Here is a 15,636-nt window from a genome sequence, read left to right on the forward strand (position 1 = left end):
ACACAATGATGAATAATGCTTTTTCGGATATTTTTCAAATTCCAACAGTCTTAAGACGGGACAAACTGAGCTTTTGTGATACCAATTCTAAAAGTCTCAATGAATGGATTTCAAATCTATCTATTATGCAGTTGGGTGATACCTCCAAAGCACTGTTTGCAGCTCTGTTAGAGCTGAGTGAATTAGAATGTTCTGAAACTTTACGTTTTGACTTAGTTCAGGTTTTGCACCCAACCATTGAAAATGTTTTGGGAAGTCTGGAAAAGAACTTTTTCAATCAGGGCGTGATTAGCTCAGATCGTAATGAACATATCATTGAACTGGCAATGTTATTGCGTTGCTACTTTGCTGCAATCTATATCAATATTGTGCGTCGCAGTAATGATCAGCTTGATCAGCAAAAGTTTTCAATTTTCGCGCTGAATCAAAAGAAAAATCTGCAAACAGCAAGAACCTTAGCCACCTTTCAATCGCTACAGCAATTAACCCAACTTCTCTATCAGCAACATATGTTGTATAGCGAACCAGTTGCTGGACAATGGTTAATTGCACATCAGCTCTATGATGCAGCAGTGACACATAAGTATCAGCATACCAACTTAGATCAGTCTCAGGGTAAGCCAAGTTCAATTACCAATATTACTCAGGCCTATGCTCAGCTGATCTTGATGGATATTTTTAATACCAATCAAATTCGTCAATCTGAAATACAAGCTCTGTTTCAGTGTAGCTTTGACTGGGCAAAAATGGTTCAAATCTTGGCTAAAGAAACTGATTTAACCAAGTATGTCGTAGATACCAGCAAAGACCATCCACCTATTTATAATAAAAAACAAAGTTCTGGTTTCAACCCAAACATCTTTATCAGCACACATAGTTTATTGGATCATGTCACAGCAACGCTGCATAAAAATGCAGAATATATTTCTAAAAATGAAAAAATCTATTTAACCCCAGCACTGAAATTTCATGTGCAAACTATTTTAGGTACAACAGCAGAACGCCGTCATGAGCGTTATGAATACTCAGCGCAACTACATATTTGTTTTGGTTTACTGACTGCGCACTTCTATCTCTCCAAAGCCAAGAATTTCGCAGAGACCTTATTGCTAGACCACAGTTATGGTCTACAAAATGAATCGAAGTTTATGTCTGCTTGGGATAAAAAAAGTGCTTCTGACAACCAAGAGTCTGCGATTCAACGTTTAAGTCGTGAAAGTAAAGCCGTTTATCAAGCCGATATTCTAGATATCAGTGTCAATGGTTATCGTATTAAGTGGTCTGGAGAAGCACCAAAGAATCTAAGAACTGGCGAATATATTTTAGTCAAAGAAACATCACATGGGCATTGGCGTGGAGGCGTAATTCGTTGGCTCAAACAATCAAGCGAGAAAAGTCTAGAACTCGGTTTAGAAGTATTAGCACAAGAAATCTTCCCTTGTGCTGTTCGCATACAGGCTGATCGACATATCAGTAATTATCATCCAACACTTTTATTAAAAAACCAAAATCTGGATGAAACAAAAACAACTTTAATTTTACCAGGTTCACAAATTTTTAGAGAACATCAAGCTGTTCATTTAAGATTGGGGAAAGAGGAAGTCAAGGTGTATTTATTAAACGCACAATTAATTACCCAGAGTTTTGTTCAATTTGAATTTGAACTGCTAAATGATGAGGAACTTCCGGTTCTTCAAAAATATATGGCACAAAAAAATATGGACACAATTGATCAAGATTTATGGGAAGCATTAAAGTGAGAAATTCTTTACTGTCTAAGAAACTCAAACGGACAGAAACCCGTTTACTAATTATTGACGACAATCAACTTCGTTATAATCAAATTGCTGCGATCTTTAAGGCGCAAGATCATCAAATTCATGCCACCTTATTAGATGATCTTAAAACATTTGAAAAACAGTTAAATTTACCCTGGGATATTGTGATTTTTGGTCGTGCTTATGACTTAAAAATCGAACAAACTCTATCCTTGATTCAAGCTTCATCGCAGCCAAGCTTGCCTGTGTTGTTACTGGAACCTGATGACTATAACCATGATCAATATCAGACCTATATTCACAAAGGCATCTATGATGTTTTGAATCTTAAAATACCTGAAACGTTCTATATTAGCATGATCCGTGCATTGTCTTATAGTCGTCTGGTTCAAGCTGAACACCGCTTGCTCAATGAGCTTGAAGCAGCACAAACGCAAGCTCAATCCTTAGTGGCCGAGACGCATAAAGCTGTTGCGATTTTACAAGAAGGGATTCATATCAGTGCCAATACTGAATATGCCAACCTATTTGGATTTGCGAGTGAAGATGAACTGATTGGCTTACCGATCCTCGATGTATTACAACCTGAAGATTTAGCACAATTTAAACTGCGCTTTAAAAAGATTTCTCAAGGTCAGTTCGAGCAAGGACGTTTTGAGCTGCGTACTCAAAATGCAACTGTGAAGAACAACCCATTACATCTTGAGTTTTTACCTTCAGGCAATGAAGAGGAAATTCAACTCAATATTGAATGTGGAACATCATCTCAGGCCGTAACAGCACCGGCAGCCGTCATTCCATCTGAAAAAGTATCAAGTTTAAATAGTGCATTACAACAGATTAATCGACAGCTGACCAATCATCCGGCCAATGCCAATGCAGTTGTGCTGTTTAGCTTGAGCAGTTGTCCAAATGAGGTTTTCCAAAGTGATTGGCGAAGCACTAAAGCTTATTTTGCCAACATCCAAAACTTTATCAAAGAACAAGTCAGTGTTCCTGTTTATCAAGTTGATAACACACTCTACGTTGCATTGTTTCAAGCTGAATCCAAAAATGTTTTGAATTCACTGCTGATCGGTTTAAATAGCTTGCAGAAACCACAACTTTTAGCGACTACTCAACATACCTTCCCTTTGCATCTTAAATTAGGTTATTGCGAACTTGCACAAGCCATTCCAGATGAAGCGGTTTTTGAGCAAGTCCTAAGTAAAGCATTCACTGCGGCTTTACCAGTATTCAATAGTCCAAAAATTGATACTGATATTGGTATAACAACCGAGCACATTCCAACAAAAGTCCAGTTAAGCTTGTTACAAGAACTAAAACAGAAACTGGATATCGGTGATATTCATCTTAAATATCAACAGCTTTATGATAAACAAGATCAGCATACACATACTTATGAGGTTTCTGGCGGCTTTATCTATAACAATCAATGGCAAGACTTAAGTGATCTAGCCGATCTTAAAGATGATGTTGAATTATCAGTTCAACTAGACCGCTGGATTCTTGTTGAGGCCTGTAAGCAATTACATAACTTCATCACTCAATATCCAAAAGCCAAGCTGATTGTAAACCTCAATCATCATGTGTTATTGAATGATCAAAAACTCCCAGAGTTAGTTGCAAAATTACTCACTATTATTGGCAGTAAACAAGCACACCCATTAATTCTGCAATTTTCTGAACAAGCACTGCAACAGAACCTGTCGCAAGCACAGCCACAAATTGCCTTGTTGCGTCAACATGGTGCTGAAGTTTCGATCCGAGGTTTCGGTGATTCACTTTATAGTGACTCGATGCTGCAACAGATTGATGCTCAATATTTGAGTCTACATGGCAAATTGACCAAAATGCTTGCCTCTGAAAAAGACATGGCAAACTTACAAGAAAAAATCCTGCATTTTATTGGCCAAAAACCTGTGGAAATTTTCTTGATGGAACTTAATGACATGAACCTGTTTGCCAATGCGTGGAATGTTGAAGCACGCTTCTTACAAGGGAACTACTTTCAGAAAAAGCTTGATCGCTTAACCGATGTACAAGACCAATAAGGTCTTGTACATCACTGTCTATATACATTATCGATAAAATATAGGCACAAAAAAACGGGCATATCGCCCGTTTTTTCATTCTTGATATTAACGTTTGACAGAACGTGACATACCAGAGAAACGTTGTTTGAATTTGTCGATACGACCGCCAGTGTCCACATTCTTTTGTTTACCAGTATAGAATGGGTGGCAAGCTGAACATACGTCAAGGTAAATTGTTTCTTTACCAAGAGCAGAACGAGTTTCGATTACGTTACCACATGAACAAGTAGCAACTAAGTTTTCATATTTAGGGTGAATATCGGCGCGCATGGTCGATGCTCCTATTTAGTAAGAAAGGCTTAAGCTGTTATCGCAATTGATCACTCTCAATTTGAGGAAAGCAAAGTGTTTTCACACTTGCAGATCAACACCACAACAGACCATTTCTTTTGACTCACCGAGACTCTAAAGGTCAGAGCAAAGCCAACAAGTGCCGAAGATTATACGCCAAAAAATTAAATTTTGCGAACTATTCCTGATTTGATTTTGACCAACGATTCGCAATCATCCCACAAACCATCAACTGAATTTGATGGAAAATCATAATTGGCAGTACGATCATACCTAAAGGCTGCCCGATGAACAGGATTTGAGCCATGGGTACACCGCTCGCTAAGGTTTTCTTCGAGCTACAAAAGAAGATCGTCACTTGATCAGCATGATTAAAACCCAACCACTTGGGTACATACAACGCAAGCAACATCACGAGAGTCAATAATACCGAACATGCAAGTACCAGATACAACAAGGTTAAACCACTGACCTGATGCCATAAACCTGCCACTACAGCACTACTGAATGCCCCATAAACCACCATTAAGATCGATCCCTGATCAAACGCTTTGACGATACTAGGGACTTTGACCATATATGGAAAAACATAAGGACGTAATAATTGCCCTAAAATAAAAGGTACCAGTAGCAACAAGGTGATTTGAATAATTGATGTGGTCGGATCAAAACCATGTTGGCTTTGTCCCAAAATAAAATAGCTCACCAAAATCGGGGTAATAAACATCCCGATAATATTGGAGAAGGATGCGCTACATACAGCGGCTGCCACATTACCCTTAGCCATCGAAGTAAATGCAATAGAGGATTGTACTGTTGATGGCAAAAAGCACATAAATAAGAAACCCCAATACAACTGCTGCCCCAGTAGAGGTTCCAACACAGGTTTAGCCAGCAATCCAATCGCAGGAAAAATCACAAACGTAAAAGCAAACACCAAAGCATGCATTTTCCAATGCAGCATCCCTTCAACCACAGCTTCACGTGATAACTTAGCACCATGTAAAAAGAACAGCACTGCAATTGCGACCGTGGTTAAAATATTAAAATAATGTGCAATCTGACCTGAGACTGGTAAAAAAGTCGCTAGTACTACCATTGTGATTAATAATATTGTAAAGCGGTCCACTGCCAGTTGCTTCAACATAACTTATCCCTATCTACTCACTAAAACTAAAAAGCCCAATATGATGTTGTTGATCATTTGATCGCATCATCATACTGGGCTATATAAATAAAGCTAGGGCTTTAGATTAGAAATCTTGGACTCAATAGACCAAAGATTAATTATTACGTGCGTTTTGATCCTGTTGAATCAATTCAACTTTATAACCATCTGGATCTTCAACAAAGGCAATCACCGTAACACCACCTTTCATTGGACCCGCTTCACGCACAACTTTACCACCACGCGCTTTGATTTCTTCACATGCTTTATAAGCATCATCTACACCAATGGCGATATGACCATAAGCATTACCTAAATCATAGCTGGCTGTGTCCCAGTTATGCGTGAGCTCAAGCACGGTGTTGTTTTCTTCATCACCGTAGCCAACAAAAGCCAAGGTAAAACGCCCTTCTTCATAATCACGTTGGCGTAGCAATTTCATACCAAGTACCTCAGTGTAGAACTTCAAAGATTGTTCTAAATTACCTACTCGTAGCATCGTATGTAACATACGCATAGTTATTCACCTGTCTGTTGAGTTGTTTGGTTTTCATGATCGCGTAACAGTTTCGCAACCCATACCACTAAAACTAAAATTGGAATACCAATTAAAGTCGTCATTAAAAAGAAATTCGGATAACCAATATTGCTGACAATCGTTCCTGAATAACCACCCAATAATTTTGGTGTTAAAGTCATTAATGAACTGAAAATCGCATATTGAACTGCGGTAAATGATACGCTGGTTAAACTCGATAAAAAGGCAATAAATGCCGCACCAGCTAAACCTGAGGCTAAATTATCGACAATAATGGCAAAATATAACCATAACGAGCTATAACTTTTAATCACCTTACCAGACAATTCAACCATACCTGATTGAGCTGGATCAACCACAGTAATCGGTTGAATATCCACATTTAAATCCGTCTCTGCATGAGATGCCGTATCGACGCGATATTGTCTGGTTGCCAACAATTCACTGCCCGTATTGTTGGTTAAATTAGCCAAAGCCGTAATGGTCTTGGTCGGTGATGCTTGCAAAATTTTGCCATCAATCACACCTGTGAATAAGCCATTTTGATCAACTTTCGCTACAAATTCCTGCCCATCTAATGTTAAAACGACAGGACGTTCTGCATTGAGTTGCTCAGCTTTTACACCGGCTAACTGACCTTTGATTACCAGACTTTGTTTTAACTCTTTCGGCGTGAGTTGATCATCACCACTCATCGGTAGCAATTGAATCTGGGCGTGTTGGGCATTCACCAAATAAGGAACTTCAAACTGGGTCTTAGAGTCTGCTTGGTTTTGATATTGAGTACTGACCTGAACCGTATTTGCTTTAGCTAAGACTTCATTTGGGACTTGTAACTTCCAATATCCCACCTCGTCAGTTTGAACTTGATAATGCTGAGTGCCCACTTGGACTTCAACCTGATCCAATGGCTTGCCAGATTTAACTAAACCGATAAAGATCAAATTGGTTGAGCTTGCCAATACCGCACCAACGAACATGAGTTTCATAATGTTCATACGTTGCGCCAACAGGCCACCTAAGAAGCCACCGACCAAACTAAATATTACACCATAAATTTTGACTGCTTCAGCAATCTGCTCTTTACTAAAGTTTAGATCTTGATAGAACACATTTGAAATCACCCCTGCAATAATGTCAGAGATACGAAAGAAACCAATTAACAGTAATAAAACCAATGCCAGTTTAACGCCATAGCGCTTAAAGAAATCCAGAATCGGGGCAACCCATGTTTCTTTCGCCATTTGCTGATTGACCACACCCATTTTAACCAGCCCAAAACCGATCAATAAGGCAGTTGCGGTTGCAGTTAAAAAGCGCAGCGCTTCTAAACCAAATAATGCAGCGGTGTCTTTAATTGCTGCTACCTTGGCAATGGCTTCAGTAACGTTACCTGAATAAATATAGCTCACCACAAAAGTTGCAACCGCGATAAAAAACACAAACACCAAACGGTAATAATCCGTGGTTTTATAATGCTTATAAACGCGATTCACTTGCGGTTCACGAACACATAAGGTGGTGATAATACCCACCACCATCACTGCGGCCATGGTTAAATAGGTATATTTCCAAGCTTCGTAGATATAATTACCTTTGGCCGTTCCCAAATAGGCTGCTAGGAATAACGCTCCTGCACCAGCAACAATCATCCCAATACGATAGCCCGCATTGTATGTTGAAGCCAACACAGTTTGCATTTCAGTTTCAGCTAACTCAATACGGTAAGCGTCAATCACAATATCTTGTGTTGCAGCTGAGAAGCCCAGTAATACTGCACCAAATGCCATTTGGATTAAATAGCTTTGACCAAGCGCAGGATCTGAAAAAGCCATAATACAAATTGCACAGATAATTAAACATTGTGCAATAAGCAACCAAGCACGGCGACGTCCTAAACTCTTGGTTAAAAATGGGACGGGTAATTCATCAATTAACGGTGCCCAAACAAATTTAAAGGAATAACCCAAGGCGGCCCAACTAAAAAAAGTGACCGCACTTTTATCAATACCAGCCTCACCTAGCCATAACGACAAGCTAGAAAAAATCAATAAAATTGGAATCCCTGCGGAGAAACCAAGAAATAACATAATCAGAGCACGGCGATCTAAAAATGCTTTAAATGCCGATGCCCAACCAGAGGCTTGAGTTGTCATTGGTTATTATTTTCCATGAACATGCGTGAATGTGCTTATTCAATCGTTTCTTGCCCTTGCTTGCAAGTTGCTTTATGCAATCATTCTTTTGTTTTGTCGATAAAAAACACAAGTTCGCTTGATCTTTAGGGCTAAAACTGTATACCTTTAATTACTCAACTTTAGTTTATTTGTTGGATAGCAACAGTGACCCAAAAACTCGATCAAATGACTGCAACAACTTTATCATTAACACCAACAAACACTATCACCGCAAATATAAACTCTTTACCAAGCGCATTTGAGCAGACGGACATACAAGCAACACTGATTAAAACCGCACTACGTGCAGACCAACTCACTCATATTCCAGACCTAGCTGAAATACCAAGTTCGACCAAACGCATCAAGCCGCTCAATAATTTTTTAGGGCAAGATCGCGCACGTGCCTCTGTTGAAGCAGGTATTTCATTACCCTACTCAGGCTATAATATTTTTGCTGTTGGCACGGCCGGATTGGGTAAACGTACCATGATTAAGCGTTTGCTGCAGCAACACGCCAAAACCATGCCGACACCAAATGATTGGGTCTATGTAAACAATTTCAAAAATCCAAGACAACCAATCGCGCTGCACTTTCCTGCAGGACAAGGCACCAAATTTCAAAATACATTGCAACAAGCATGGCAGATCATTTTGAAACAATTGGAACGCCGTTTTAGTGCAGAAAGCTATCACAACCGTATTGAGCGTATTCGTCAAGATACTGGAGATGTACAACAACAAGCTTTGGTTGAACTCACTAAAGAAGGCGAAGAACTCGATTTAAAATTAGTTTCTCGCAATGACAAACATGTCTTTATAGCAATGCAGTTACGAAATGATGAATATCATGAATTAACGCAGAATGAGCTCAATGCGCTCCCAACCAAAGAACGCACAGAAATTAATTCGAATATTCGTTATATGGAGAAAAAGCTAGAGCGCTTAGGTTTACATCTAGGTGATTTAGAAGATGATGCACGCGATCAAGTTTCGAGCCTCAATCGAGATATTGCGACGCAAGTGGTCATGCCACGCATTGAGTCCATCTTAAATAAAAATAAAGAGGTGAAAGGCTTAGATTCGTTTCTAAAACACTATGCTGAAGACATTATTGATAATGTTGAGCTGATTTTAGAGCAAGAAGAAGATGACTTTACCCCTGCCTTATTTAATCGTGTCCCATCACGTTATCAAGCCAATGTGATTGTTGCCAATAAACCGAATAGCGGTGCACCCGTTATTTTTGAAGACTTTCCAACCCATTACAACTTATTGGGTCACGTTGAGCAGCTCACACATAATGGTACGATCACGACTGACTTCACTTTGATTCGTCCTGGCTCGTTGCATCAAGCCAATGGCGGCTTTCTCATGCTTGAAGCTGAACAATTGCTTGAGCAGCCATATGCATGGCAAGGTTTAAAGCGCGCCTTAAAATCAGGCCAACTTAAGCTCTCATCACTCGAACACATGCTGACCTTAACGGGCAGTATTTCAATTGAGCCAGCTTCAGTTCCGCTTGATATTAAAGTCATTTTATTGGCTGAACCTGAAATTTATTATGAAATTCTGGAAGTTGAGCCAGAGCTAGGCAGTGTCTTTAAAATCCGTGCTGACTTTACCGATACATTACAACGTAATGACAGTAATGAGCAGGCCTATATGCAGTTGATTGCCGACTATGTGCAAGCTGACAAGCTGCTTCCATTTGATCGCTCTGCGCTCGCAGCTTTACTGACCGATTCAAGTCGGCAAGCCGAAGATCAAAGTTCACTATCACTCCATGCCTCAACGCTGGGTGATTTAATTCGTGAAGCGCATCATCATGCTTTTAAAGCGGATGACAAGATCGTCACTGATCAGCACGTTAATCAGGCCTTACATCATCGTCAATACCGCTTAGGCTATTTACGTGAATTGTATTGGCAAGACCTGTCTCGTGGAACACAGCTGATTGAGACTTCAGGACATCGTCTTGGTCAGATCAATGCCCTCTCTGTGATTCACTATGCTGATGTTGAGTTTGGTCTACCTTCTCGTCTGACCGCATCTGTGTATCAAGGTGGCGGTGATATCCTCGATATTGAGCGTAGTGTAGAACTCGGTGGTTCACTGCATGCCAAAGGCGTCTTACTGATGTCGAGCTTCTTAAAAGCTCATTTTGGTCGTGAGCAAATTTTACACTTCTCTGCTGCATTAGCGTTTGAACAGAGCTATGGGCAAGTCGATGGTGATAGTGCTACGGTTGCAGAACTTTCAGCGCTTATCTCTGCGATCTGCCAAATTCCAATTGATCAGTCTTGGGCAATCACAGGCTCGATGAACCAGTTGGGTCAAGTACAGCCAATTGGTGGTGTCAATGCCAAAATTGAAGGCTTCTATGACGCTTGTAAATTGCAAGGCTTAACTGGTAAACAAGGTGTCATCATCCCACGTCAAAATATGCAGCACTTGATGTTACGTCAGGATGTAAGCGATGCTGTCCAAGCAGGACAATTCCATGTTCATGCGATTGATACCATTGACCAAGCTTTAGAAATCTTAATGGCACGTCCAGTCGGAACCCTTGATAAAAAGGGTCGCTATAGCAAAAACTCGATCTATGCTGCAGTGATGGAGCAACTTGAATATTGGCAAGCGATTGAGGATGGCGAAGCCGTTGAAGACGAGGAGCCAAAGAAAAAGAAGAAGCGAAAAAAAACCAAGAAGGATGAAGTTACGGCGAAAACTTCTGAAGAAACGGCGGTTGAAGCAAAGAGCTTAAAACCACTCAGCAAAAAGAAACGAAAATAGAGCTAAAGAAAAAGCCACGTTCCTGACGGAACATGGCTTTTTTTATTAGGCTACGCCCTGTAAGGAACGCCCACCAGGAAGTTGAGCAAAATATTGCTTCAGCGCATCGATACAACGATGTACTTTCATTGGGTATTGTTCACGCTTAGAGGTTAAAGCATGCAAGGTATACGCTGGCAATTGCCAATCTGGTAATACCTCAACTAAAGAACCATTAATCAATTCTTTTTGAATATCCATATACAAAATACGTGCGACGCCATGCCCTTGTTGGCATAGTGATTTTGCGACAAAGACATTATTAGTCCCTAAACGTGATTTCATATCCACATTGACGACTTCACCACTGGTGCCATGACGGAATGCAAAATGTTGATAGCCTTGCATTAACGTGATTGGAAGTAATTCATGGTGACGTAAATCTTCTGGACGTGTAATCGGCTGAGCTTGATTGAGATAACTTGGTGAAGCAACCAGTACCTGATCTACACGAGCCAAAGGTACAGCTGCTAATTGATGATCATCAACTTTCAGACTCATACGAATCGCAATATCAATACGTTCTTCGATTAAATCTATATAGCGGTGATCCGCTTCAAAATGGATGGCCAAACCTTTATGCGCTGACATCCAATGCGAAAGTGCAGGAATAACATGTAGTGCCCCCAACTCTGGTGTAGTTGCAATACGTAAATCTCCGACCAGATCATCCCGTAATTCATTGATTCTGATTTTGCCACGTTCAGCCGCAGCTAACATTTCTTGGCAACTTAAAAAGAATGCTTGTCCTGCTTCAGTGAGACTGAGTTTTCGAGTTGAGCGATGGAGTAACGTAACATCCATTTCTTGTTCTAAAGAACGGATTTGTTGACTGACTGCGCTGGTTGTAATTCCTAAGTCTCTTGCTGCACCACTAAAAGAGCTTTTTTCCACAACACAGGCGAACACCCCCATTGCACGCAATTGATCTAGCATAGACTTCCCTCTTACCTTAATTTATTAATATGCTTATTGTTCTAATGAAAGCAATCTCATTTCAGTATACAAGGAAGTCTATTTACGCACTAGAGGATTATTAATAAATAATTGAAATATTGTTAATAATCTTAAGGTTAATTTGGTAAAACTGTGACTGGATTCACAGGTTTTCCGTCTAAGCGGACTTGGAACTCCATCATGACACGTGAAGCGCCCGATGAACCCATTTCTGCAATTTTTTGCCCCGCAGTCACGGTATCGCCACTCTTGACTAACATTTTGCTGTTATGCGCATAAGCCGTGATATAACCATCGATATGTTTGACTAAAACAAGATTACCGTACTCTTTTAAACCATCTGCGGCATAGACAACTTGCCCATTTGCTGCTGCGAAGATTGGATCCCCTTCATTACCACCGTAACGCGTTCCTTTTACATTACTCGCCATATTATAGCTTTGAATAATTGGTCCATTCGATGGCTTCACCCAACGTAGACTTGATGCTAAGGTCGTAGATGGATTAACAGGCACTGCTGGAACCACTGGTCTTGGGATCACAGGCTGTGTTTTTGGAGCCACAGGTTGCTGAGTCGGTAAATTAATGCTTTGACGTTGAATTGGTGCGGTCTGTGTCATTGCTTGCGTAGAGGTTGTACGTTGTGCGACAGAACCTTTTAAACGTAGAGATTGATTGACATAAATACGGTACGGCGGCGCAATACCATTCAAAGCTGCAACATCTAAGTAGTTCAAGCCATAACGATTTGAAATCGCGCTTAAGGTATCGCCAGAGCGAACCGTATAATAATTTGGTGCTTGCACATAACGCGCGCCACCATTTACTTGCGGTTTAGATGCACAACCCGTCATAACTGCCACTGTTGCAACCGCCATAGACAAAACGATTGTTTTAATCGTTTTCTGTGATAGAAAAACCGAGACATGGTTTAAGTGCATCTTCGCCCTCATCGAAAAAAACCTTAATTCATTATTACATTTGCGCCTAAGAGTACCAAAAAAGTGAGAAAAAACGAGTTCTCACTTTCTATATTCACAAAGTTATAACATTCATACGGCTAACCATTTACATGAGCATGCAAATTTTCAAGCACAGCATAGTTGGTTGCATCCATCTGGATTGGAGTAATGCTGACATAACCGTTCGAAACCGCAAAGAAATCGGACTGAATATCACTGGATACCGCTTGTGGATCGGTAATCGCCTCTCCTGCCAACCCAATCCAATACACCTGACGACCACGCGGATCAACATGACTACTAATCGGCTTGGATTGAGCACGTCGCCCCTGATAGGTTACCTGTGCGCCCTTAAGCTGTTCAATATCTGGAATGTTAATATTAAAGATATGACGTGGTGGCAAAACAGGGAGCCCTTTCGCAATAAAATCATGAACCCACTGCGCTGCCACTGCATAATGTTGTGGGTGTTCATAAGAACGTACATTTGATCCAGCTAAAGAAACGGCAATCGCAGGATGTTTCATCAAGCGCCCTTCAAAAGCTGCACCCACCGTACCTGAATATAAAACATCATCGCCAAGATTTGCACCACTATTGATGCCACTCACGACAAGATCAAATTCAAAATCGAACAGCCCATTCATGGATAAATAAACACAGTCCGCAGGTGTTCCATTGACTGCCCACACATCTTCAGAAATTTGTATTGGTCGTAAAGGGCGATCAAGTGTTAAAGCACTAGAATAACCGCTGCGCTCACTTTCTGGCGCAACCACCACAACGCGGCCCAAAGGTTTTAATGCTTGCGCTAAAGCTTGTAGCCCAGGTGCAAACACACCATCATCATTTGCTATTAAGATATTCACTGGAATCTATTCTCTATTTGGGGATAACTGGTATTTCAGCCACTCCCTGTGTTTAGGCCAACATAATTTAAATCAGGCATGAAACCTAGGCAATGACACTGCCCTTGTCAAGTTTCATCCTCAAATTAGAGACAATTCTAATAAACTGTGCGCGAAGAACCTGACACAAATTGATTTGAACGTTCAACAAAGTTGAGAAGATAAACTGAATACGCCCCATGCCATCAACATCGTTGAACTGTCAACTGACCTCAGCTTACTCAACAGTTTTTCCAATTGAATTATTCCTTGAATTATATATATTTAGGTCTTCATAGTATTAGAAATTTATACAGCCATGAGACATTTATCTAATTTTATCCGAATTTTTGGGGTGAGTTTCACACTTTTAGCAGCACCTACTGTTTTTGCTGATGAAGCGGTTTCTGTAAAAGAAGCAGATGCATTAATTAAAGATGATATCGCCAATGCACAAGTGCTGGTTGAAATGTGCCCGAACTTGATTGGTAAAAATGCTAAATTTGACCAAAATATCAAAAAAATGATGGGTTCATATTTAAGTAATTATTCTGATAAATCTGCTTCTTTGGATAGCTTACAGAAAGATGCTGAATTTAAAACTTTGCTAAAAGATGCTCGTGAAGCAGCATCAGAAGTGGATAAAGCTGAACAAAAATCAGTATGTGATGAAGTAATTAATTTTGAAGGTTAATCACTTCTAGAAATCTGATGTGGTTTTAACGATTGAATGAGTTAAAACCACTTCGCTGTATCTAATTGATAAAAGTTCTGATATTGCTCGAATAATACTTACCAAGCATCCGATTCACGAACCATATGAATAATATTGGCTGGACTAGTAATCCACCCTCCTCGAAAGCCCTCTGCTAAGGGTTCAATTGCATCACAACGAATTACACCCGCCGCTTCCAAATATTCAGCAGCTTCTGAGAAATTATCGGTAAACAATTCAAGCCAAAGCTCAGCTTGACTCATCTCAGGTGCCGCAGCGATCCATAATTTAACGGGTCCAAGTTCAAAGCCTATATCAGGCAACTTATCTGTAATTTGTTTAAGGCCAATCACATCACGATAAAACTCAACGGTAGCTTCGAATTGATGCGGTGGAAGTTTAAGTGCAATATCAACACCGCCTGTGAATTTTGCTTTCATCTTATTACTCCTGTTATCTACAGACTTCTTATTTTCTCTCGCATTTTTTTATTTACTTTGCGTGCCTATCATCCTGTGGCGTAACAGCTTCTTCCATGCTCATCGCAATCCTATTAAGATAAACTCATCTTAAATCGCCTACTTTTAAAGCAAACCATGTACAAGCAAGCATGTCAAAACATGGCTCATCAAACCTCAAAAAGATTACTACATTATATCTATACCCACATTTTCTCCATGCTTCCTACAGCAAACATACATTTTTTAACATGCTTTTGTGCTATAAGTTGTTCAAATTCTTTAAGTCTTGTTTTTGAGTTTGATTTGTTATGAAGAAAAATGTTTTTAAAACACTAGGTTTATCATTCCTCATCGCCTCAAGTGCGCTTGCGCCAACAGCATTTGCAGCTGAAAAAAAGTCAGAACCTGAAAAGATTGAAGTCACGCCTATGTCTGATAGTGTGACTAAGCAAGAACTTGCTGCAATCTATGTTCTTTCTGAAATTTGTCCAAGTTTAATTGGCAAAGATTTAAAATTTAATAAAGCCTACGACAACCTCGTTAAAGCTTATTTAAACAATGAAGCGAATGCCGTTGAAACCCTCAATAAACGCGTCAAAGGCAAAGACTACCAAGAGGCATTAAAAGAAGCACGTGCTGATGCAAAAGCAGCTTCTGATGATGATAATCGCCAGATATGCGATGATGTTCGTAATTATTACTCGAAATAATCCGACCAATTAAGCTTCAGGTTACAATACTGTATGAAAAAGCCGACTTCCCCCGTAGAAG

13 protein-coding genes are annotated in these 15,636 nt (G+C 40.0%); 5 read left to right on the forward strand and 8 right to left on the reverse strand.

The features are described from left to right. Positions 1–5 precede the first annotated feature (5 nt). Both A7P54_RS01495 and A7P54_RS01500 read left to right on the forward strand, forming a co-directional pair. Entirely contained in the window at positions 6–1,760 is a 1,755-nt protein-coding gene (locus A7P54_RS01495; protein ID WP_005202631.1) for a hypothetical protein, read from the forward strand. Beyond that, a complete protein-coding gene (locus A7P54_RS01500) occupies positions 1,742–3,832 on the forward strand; it encodes an EAL domain-containing protein (protein ID WP_171548443.1) in 2,091 nt (696 codons plus the stop codon). The genes A7P54_RS01495 and A7P54_RS01500 overlap by 19 nt, the downstream gene beginning before the upstream one ends. A gap of 87 nt (positions 3,833–3,919) precedes the next feature. Here the strand turns inward: A7P54_RS01500 and rpmE are convergent, their stop codons facing one another. From rpmE to A7P54_RS01520, 4 genes are all read right to left on the reverse strand, one after another. Continuing rightward, complete coding sequence (rpmE, locus tag A7P54_RS01505; RefSeq protein ID WP_004808257.1) at positions 3,920–4,144, reverse strand: 50S ribosomal protein L31; 225 nt, start codon at positions 4,142–4,144, stop codon at positions 3,920–3,922. Positions 4,145–4,343: 199 nt separating this feature from the next. Then, positions 4,344–5,312, reverse strand: coding sequence for a bile acid:sodium symporter family protein (locus A7P54_RS01510; protein WP_171548444.1), 969 nt, complete (start codon positions 5,310–5,312; stop codon positions 4,344–4,346). A gap of 136 nt (positions 5,313–5,448) precedes the next feature. Next, entirely contained in the window at positions 5,449–5,850 is a 402-nt protein-coding gene (gloA, locus tag A7P54_RS01515) for a lactoylglutathione lyase (protein WP_004808260.1), read from the reverse strand. A 2-nt stretch (positions 5,851–5,852) separates the two neighbouring features. Then, positions 5,853–8,027, reverse strand: a complete 2,175-nt coding sequence (locus tag A7P54_RS01520; protein ID WP_171548445.1) for an MFS transporter — start codon at positions 8,025–8,027, stop codon at positions 5,853–5,855. A gap of 186 nt (positions 8,028–8,213) precedes the next feature. On the opposite strand from A7P54_RS01520, the gene A7P54_RS01525 reads away from it, so the two are divergent. After that, entirely contained in the window at positions 8,214–10,844 is a 2,631-nt protein-coding gene (locus A7P54_RS01525) for an AAA family ATPase (protein WP_171548446.1), read from the forward strand. 45 nt (positions 10,845–10,889) lie between these two features. Here A7P54_RS01525 and A7P54_RS01530 read toward each other — a convergent pair whose 3' ends face one another. The 3 genes from A7P54_RS01530 to surE form a co-directional block, all read right to left on the reverse strand. Then, positions 10,890–11,819, reverse strand: coding sequence for a LysR family transcriptional regulator (locus tag A7P54_RS01530; RefSeq protein ID WP_004808267.1), 930 nt, complete (start codon positions 11,817–11,819; stop codon positions 10,890–10,892). 137 nt (positions 11,820–11,956) lie between these two features. After that, positions 11,957–12,781: a peptidoglycan DD-metalloendopeptidase family protein gene (locus A7P54_RS01535; protein WP_004808269.1), complete on the reverse strand. Its 825-nt coding sequence runs from the start codon at positions 12,779–12,781 to the stop codon at positions 11,957–11,959. 119 nt (positions 12,782–12,900) lie between these two features. Next, a complete protein-coding gene (gene surE / locus A7P54_RS01540) occupies positions 12,901–13,671 on the reverse strand; it encodes a 5'/3'-nucleotidase SurE (RefSeq protein ID WP_005202622.1) in 771 nt (256 codons plus the stop codon). Between the two features lie 337 nt (positions 13,672–14,008). On the opposite strand from surE, the gene A7P54_RS01545 reads away from it, so the two are divergent. Then, entirely contained in the window at positions 14,009–14,383 is a 375-nt protein-coding gene (locus tag A7P54_RS01545; protein WP_004808273.1) for a hypothetical protein, read from the forward strand. Between the two features lie 98 nt (positions 14,384–14,481). Here A7P54_RS01545 and A7P54_RS01550 read toward each other — a convergent pair whose 3' ends face one another. Next, entirely contained in the window at positions 14,482–14,844 is a 363-nt protein-coding gene (locus tag A7P54_RS01550; RefSeq protein WP_171548447.1) for a hypothetical protein, read from the reverse strand. Between the two features lie 329 nt (positions 14,845–15,173). On the opposite strand from A7P54_RS01550, the gene A7P54_RS01555 reads away from it, so the two are divergent. Beyond that, positions 15,174–15,575: a hypothetical protein gene (locus A7P54_RS01555; RefSeq protein ID WP_004808275.1), complete on the forward strand. Its 402-nt coding sequence runs from the start codon at positions 15,174–15,176 to the stop codon at positions 15,573–15,575. The last annotated feature ends 61 nt before the right edge of the window (positions 15,576–15,636 follow it).

The organism is Acinetobacter sp. Ac_3412 (genome assembly GCF_013072675.1).
In the GTDB taxonomy this organism is placed as follows: Bacteria; Pseudomonadota; Gammaproteobacteria; order Pseudomonadales; family Moraxellaceae; genus Acinetobacter; species Acinetobacter higginsii.